This window comes from Nostoc sp. FACHB-152 (assembly GCF_014697475.1).
Lineage (GTDB): Bacteria > Cyanobacteriota > Cyanobacteriia > Cyanobacteriales > Nostocaceae > Nostoc_B.
The window spans coordinates 91,090-97,312 of record NZ_JACJRV010000019.1 but is presented as its reverse complement, the minus strand read 5'-3'; the positions used below and the strand labels follow the sequence as shown (position 1 = coordinate 97,312).

Annotated in this window: 7 protein-coding genes and 1 pseudogene; 1 reads left to right on the top strand and 7 read right to left on the bottom strand. The window is 38.9% G+C overall.

The genetic code is table 11. From position 1 onward, the window contains the following. Window positions 1-351 precede the first annotated feature (351 nt). From H6G76_RS36640 to H6G76_RS16360, 4 genes and pseudogenes are all read right to left on the bottom strand, one after another. Window positions 352-1,044 (bottom strand): annotated as a pseudogene (locus H6G76_RS36640) (IS4 family transposase); the annotation flags it as partial. Between the two features lie 18 nt (window positions 1,045-1,062). Further along, window positions 1,063-1,419, bottom strand: coding sequence for a hypothetical protein (locus H6G76_RS36635; RefSeq protein WP_199337401.1), 357 nt, complete (start codon window positions 1,417-1,419; stop codon window positions 1,063-1,065). Window positions 1,420-1,779: 360 nt separating this feature from the next. After that, window positions 1,780-2,160 (bottom strand): DUF423 domain-containing protein, encoded by a 381-nt coding sequence (locus H6G76_RS16365; protein WP_190702467.1) that lies wholly within the window; start codon window positions 2,158-2,160, stop codon window positions 1,780-1,782. Between the two features lie 20 nt (window positions 2,161-2,180). After that, window positions 2,181-2,669 carry a hypothetical protein gene (locus H6G76_RS16360; RefSeq protein ID WP_190702464.1) on the bottom strand — a complete coding sequence of 163 codons (489 nt, stop codon included), beginning with the start codon at window positions 2,667-2,669 and terminating at the stop codon, window positions 2,181-2,183. A gap of 315 nt (window positions 2,670-2,984) precedes the next feature. Here H6G76_RS16360 and H6G76_RS16355 point away from each other — a divergent pair, with 315 nt between their 5' ends. Further along, entirely contained in the window at window positions 2,985-3,215 is a 231-nt protein-coding gene (locus H6G76_RS16355) for a hypothetical protein (protein ID WP_190702461.1), read from the top strand. Here H6G76_RS16355 and H6G76_RS16350 read toward each other — a convergent pair. The 3 genes from H6G76_RS16350 to H6G76_RS16340 form a co-directional block, all read right to left on the bottom strand. Continuing rightward, on the bottom strand, window positions 3,212-4,234 hold the full coding sequence (locus tag H6G76_RS16350; protein WP_190702458.1) for a glutathione S-transferase family protein: 1,023 nt from the start codon (window positions 4,232-4,234) through the stop codon (window positions 3,212-3,214). The genes H6G76_RS16355 and H6G76_RS16350 overlap by 4 nt on opposite strands. A gap of 59 nt (window positions 4,235-4,293) precedes the next feature. Then, window positions 4,294-4,968, bottom strand: coding sequence for a hypothetical protein (locus tag H6G76_RS16345; protein WP_190702455.1), 675 nt, complete (start codon window positions 4,966-4,968; stop codon window positions 4,294-4,296). 167 nt (window positions 4,969-5,135) lie between these two features. Beyond that, window positions 5,136-6,083 (bottom strand): M48 family metallopeptidase, encoded by a 948-nt coding sequence (locus H6G76_RS16340; protein ID WP_190702453.1) that lies wholly within the window; start codon window positions 6,081-6,083, stop codon window positions 5,136-5,138. Window positions 6,084-6,223 lie beyond the last annotated feature (140 nt).

Here is a 6,223-nt window from a genome sequence, read left to right as displayed (position 1 = left end):
CACACTGACTCCTTCCCGAACTCAGAGGTGAAACGCTGCTGCGGCTACGATAGTTGGAGGGTCGCCTCCTGCCACAATTGCTCGGCGCCAGGTCTTTTTTTAAAACATCAAAGAGAGAGTTTATGTTACTGCATAAACTCTCTCTTTGCTTCCAAACTGGTTTTGTAAGCAGCAAATACGTTACGGTTAAAGGTCAACCAATCGAAAAATCGCGCATGACATAGCTGTTCTAAAAGCATCTATTGCTTCACTAATGGCTGCGGTAGTGGTTTCTTTCATGAGCTTTTTTCAATGTGAAACCTATGCTAATTAAGCATTATATCCTTTTTACTTCAAGGGGCGACAAGCTCCCTAAAGTGCTTGCTGTATAAGTTTCATAGCCCTTAAACCTCGATGATAATATGCCTGCTTATGGCGAATGAAACTGACCATTTCCTCGACCCATGCTTGACACCCTTGCATTGCTTCTATCCAGTTGAAACCATATAAACCTATCCAGAAATTACTGTGACGCTTCTGGGTTCTATTTTTTTCTTCTTGGCGACAAATATAAGATTGTTGTTTTTGAAATTTAGTTCTTTGCAGATGTAACCAAGCACTGGTCATAGCCAAAGCGATTAAGAATATTATTCGTACAAGTCTATCAGGCCTGGCTTGAGAACTTTCCAAATTGTAACCGCCAGTTTTACAATCTTTGAACATTGCTTCAATCCCAAAACGTTGAGCATATATTTTGAGGGCAGTGTTTAAATCAGGTAAATTAGTTAATAAATACCAAGCTTCCTTATCTTGCTTTCCCCTATATTTCCTTTTCCAATAAACAGCTAAATTGAAGCAACCAAAACCTTTTTTTTGAGTAACTTTAACGTCGGTATAAAAGGAGCGAACACCAGGATAAATCTCAATACTACTTAAAGGCTGGAATTTCTGTCTTTTCTTCCGAAAAGTAGTATCCTTTTTTTGACGAAATACAAAACTCAGGTTCTGCTTGTGGAGCCACTGCGCTAGTTCCACACTGTGAAATTCTCTATCCCCAATAATTACTAGTTTGTATTTTTTTAATCAGCGAATTACTGGGCGTAATACTTTTTGTTGTTCTTCTAGATTACTGCTACCATCTTTTCCTAGCAGACACCAATATATTGGCCAGGCTCTTTTTTGGTAAATCACACTCACCATTAACACGTTATTTTCTCTCCATTGCGTTTTATCCATCGCAATAGTTAGCTGTGACCCTACTTTAAAGTGTTGGTTAATTATTGCTTCAATGATGGGAAACCACAACAACACTACACTCAAGGCATTCAGTGTTAAAAACCTTTGTATATGCCGTCTACGACTATTTTGTTGTATAGGTAAAGGTAGGGTTGCTGCTAGTCTTTCTATCCTGACCTGTTTCTGATTCTGTAACGACCACACCAACATCTTCAGGGTGATTAACTTGTCCTTTATTTAGGTATTTTTCTCAGAAGTTTTGGTATAATGATGCCAGCATTATGACGACGGTCTTGGTCAAATTACGAGACCGTTCTTTTTTACCACGAAACCGCTCTCCACAGAAAAGTCTACTCTCCTCATACAGTTCATTCTCAATCAGCACCCAATTTTTTCACAGGGTCTGTGCCTCCCAAATCCTTAGCTGGCTAGGTTTAGAGGTGATTGTCGCCCCTTGAACCTTTTTAGTCTTTCAGTTTTGTTTAAGTCTCGTTAATGACAAAAGCGATCGCCTTTTACTCTCCATCATGGCAGATAAGGGCGATCGCATCTCAAGATTCACTGTTAAAATTTTAGATTCCAAGCAGCAACAGCTAAAGCAGCCCAACCAGCAATCAAGCCTACACCGCCTAATGGTGTAATTGCGCCTAAATATTTCACACCAGTTAAGCTCAAAGCGTATAAGCTGCCAGAGAAAATAGCAATGCCAATAATAAATAGCCATGCACTAGCTATTAAAGTGGCGGGAGGAGATGCAACACGACTGATGAGGAGGGCAACTAGCAACAGTGCTAGAGCGTGGTACATTTGGTAGCGAGCGCCTGTTTCAAATATTTCGAGCGATCGCTCACTAATTTTATCTCGCAAAGCATGGGAAGCAAACGCCCCAGCAGCCACTGACAAACCACCTAAAACGGCAGCTAAACTCACAAAAATCTGCGCCATTAGAATTATTTGCCAATCAATTAGATATCAAAATGGTATGATACTGCGCCTTCTTCAGTCACTTTAAAATTCGCGTTGAATTCTTTAGCTTTCTCGTCTAAAAATTCTCTAGCGACAGGTGCAGGTAGCTGTGATTGCATAGCAAAGCCTAAAACAGTGACTCTGCCATTATTTTGTTGTAGCATTTGATAAAAAGTCGATTGTAAGCGATCGCTGGTTTGTTGCTGAAGTGCTTTTTGTTCTTTTTTGCTTTGACGATACAAAGACAGGCTTAACCATCCACCTAAAACCATTGTTGGCACGCCAAAAATAAAACTATCTTTTGCTACTGCATCCAAATAATTAGCAGCTTCTACATTGGGTATATCGACTACTAAGTGTGTATCATCCCCTGATGAAATGTCCTGAAAAATCTTACTTTTTTCAACTACCGCACAGACTGATTGTGTCAAAAACATGAATCCGAGTGTCAGTAGCCAACCCGCCGCTAATTTTTCAGCAGTTTTCATAACTCGATTTTAAATTTTAGCTTTGCTTGCGATTTTAACCTTACTTTTGCAAACGTTCCAGAGCCATCATATCTGCTATTGCATTTTACTGAACATAGTTAGAACAATAGCAAATTAGGCAAGTAGAAATATACCTAACTTTGCAAAATCAAATGTGAATCTTATATATCAAGCGATCGCTAAATCAAAAATCTTAACCTATTAGCTGGTACTTACGATTTAAATATCTACACCAATTGTCAGAGGATAGTTATCCGCATCACAAATTAACTTATATAAGTAGTTAACCTATGTAAGTTTATTTCAGAGGTCAAAATGACTCAAGAAAAAGACAAGCTAATTAACTTATCAGTCCATGAATCAGTAGATCCCAGCCAGTTCAGCAGTGAAGGAGATAAACAAGCCCCAGAAAATCTGAATGACTTGAACGATTCTGTTCATAATTCTGAAAATGCTGATGCTTCTACTTCCCAGCCTTTTGATGATGGGAATGAAGAAAACCTGGGAGAACAGCAAATCACGATTGCTAATTTAAGTGCTGGCTAACTCTTCCCTATAGTTTCACGATGATGGGGTTTTAATATAAATGCCATATCAGGGCCAGCAGGCACAATCCCACCAGGATTGAGAGGAAAAAGATTACCATAATAGTCTTGCTTGACACTTTCTAAATCGCAAGTGTTGGCAACCCCTGGCAGCTGATACAAGTCGCGTAAATATGCTCCGAGATTTGGATAGTCTTGAATTCGGCGGCGGTTACACTTAAACAAGCCATAATACACAATGTCAAACCGAAAAAGCGTTGTAAATAGACGCACATCTGCTAACGTGACATTGTTTCCACAAAGGTAGCGACTTGTATTTAAAGCTGCGTCAATTTCATCAAGAGTATTGAAAAGTTCGTCACAGACTTTGTTATAAGCTTCTTGAGTTTGGGCAAAGCCACAACGATACACGCCATTATTAACGCTTGTGTAAATTTTTTGATTCCACCAGTCAATTTTCTCTTGTAATTCTTTTGGGTAAAGATTTAATGTCGGGTTGGCTGCAAACTCGTTAAATTCTGAGTTCAGCATGACAATAATCTCTGCACTCTCATTATTTACAATTGTCTTGGTTTGGGTATCCCATAACACTGGTACTGTACTGCGCCCAGTGTAGCCAGGTTGAGCAAGTTCATATAATTGGGGTAGAGTTTGGCAACCTTCCTCTTCGCTGGTGAATACCCAACCCCCAGTAGTCGCAGAAGGCTCAACAATGGCTACTGATATTACATCTTCTAGCCCTTTGAGTGTCCTGACAACTAGTGTGCGGTGCGCCCAAGGGCAACCCAAGCCAACATAAAGTTTGTAACGTCCTTTTGCTGGCTGGTAAGTATTATCTGCTGCTGAACTAACAAAGTTTCTAAACTGGCTATCAGGACGAATGTATTCGCCTAATTTATTACGGGGGGCAAGTCGAGACATCATCAGATGCCAAAGAGTTGTCCACACAAACTTGCCCAAACCGATGATTAGTTTTGGTGGCAAGGACTTGCCTTTTTTCTTAGTTTTGGTATTAGTCATAGTTGAGGTAGTGAGCGATTGCACCCATGCTCAAGTACAACTCTATTGTCTCGGAAAATTTAATTGTGATCTTCGGTTCTTACTAATTGTCCTGCTTTATATGCTTGTCGTAGTGCGATCGCTTCTGCCACAATATTCTGTGCGCTTAATCCTTCTTCATCCATCATCCGTTGCAAAATCACACCAGTCTGCTCGTTAGGTTCATGAATAGGCGGAATTTGACAGTATCTCCCACCATTTTTTGTCCGTCGCCAAATACTTGGCTTTTCATACCTAGCTGTTTTGCTTGTACGCTGCTTTTTAATCAAGCCGCGCACACTTTCTTGATTAATAATGCTTAAATCTAGTAGCCGATTGATAACCTTTTGGTACTTCTTGCTGTTTTCTGCTAACTGATATATCGTTCTCGGCTCAACCTGGGCAATATCTTGCGGTGAAAATTTCTGAAATGCTGCTGCAATCTTCAGATACTTCTTTTCCTCGCCTTGCCAACCCTGTTCTTGCAGTAACTTTTTATAATCTTGCAAAGAAAGTTTGTTTTTTTGTTCAGCTAACCAAAAGGCATGATGCAAAATTGCCTTAGTAACATCCGTGAGTCTTTGAAACGTCAGATTTTCTGCGTTAACGCTCTTTGCACGATTAGCTTTGTGTTCAGTGGATTTCTCAAACTTAGATTGGGTGATTGTTGGAGAATTCACTTGGGCTGCAACTATACCCTGTAATGGTGTCATCATAGTATTGATGTATGGATCTCGTTGAGGCTTCGTAGAAGCGAAGCATTGCTGAGAAGTCTATTACTAGAACAATTGTACTACTAAATTCTGAGAAAAACCCCTAAGAATATATAAATTTTGTAGAGACGTAGCATTGCTACGTCTCTACAGGCGGGTTTCACGTTGGTTTAATTTTCCCTATCACCTACTACAAGTTCTTTCAACCAGCCATCTGCTTGTTGGTATAATTTGAACTTTTTCTCATCGACACGGAACTCTGGGGTATGAACCATTCTTCTACCATTTACCCACTTTGTGCCGTGGTGCTTATGTAGTAATTCGTGATATAAAACAAACTCAATCACAAACGGAGGGACTTTAGCACTATCAAGGCTCATACTGATGACTACCCTATCTCTGGCTGGCTCATAGTGTCCAAATTTGCGATAAGTTTTGATTTGACTCCAAGCTAAACGCGGTTTTACAAGCCTTGCAGCAAAATATTCATAGTTAACTTTGTCAAATAATTTATTTAAGTTATAAAAGTTACCTTGAGGATTTTCCGCAATGACTTCAGCAATTAAATCTAAATCTAAGAGAACAGAACTATATTCTTCTGAACCAGCAAATGCTCTGATGAGTTGAGTACTTTGTTGATTTTTGCCACACAGACTGCATTGCACTAAGGCTTGCAAAACTTCTTCTGATGCATGAAGAAAACCTTCGTTAATCTTGATATCTACAATTTTGCTAGACCTTTTACCTTGATATAATCCTGCTAAATTAGTCAGTGCAATCATGACTTCTGCAGTATCTTGACTTTGTGCTTTGAGAAGTTGTTGCGTATTTTGCCTCACGCGATGAGTGCTAATTAAGTGCAGATTTAGGTTATCTTCGTCAGTGAGAAATTTGCACCAAGAATAAATTTGACGAGATGAAGATGTTAAATTTGCTGGGGTTATTTTTAAGTTAGAACAGATTTGTTCAATTGTGGCTACTGTTTTAACTAACGTTTGGGTGAGTTGTTTTGTTTGAGTTTTGTTTGGATTTGGAATAACAGCTAGGTTAAAAATACTTCGTAAAATATTATTTTGTTGAACTTTAATATTCTTGATACTAACAGTCTCAACTTTCATGAGATTCTTTAAAGTTAAATGAGGAAAAGATTTAGTAATTCAAGGTATTGACAAAATGATTCAAACTTGATTACAGATAAAAGGGTGTTATTTTTGCTGTCAGTTTACTTTGATTGTGTACTAAACTACCCAAGTAATAT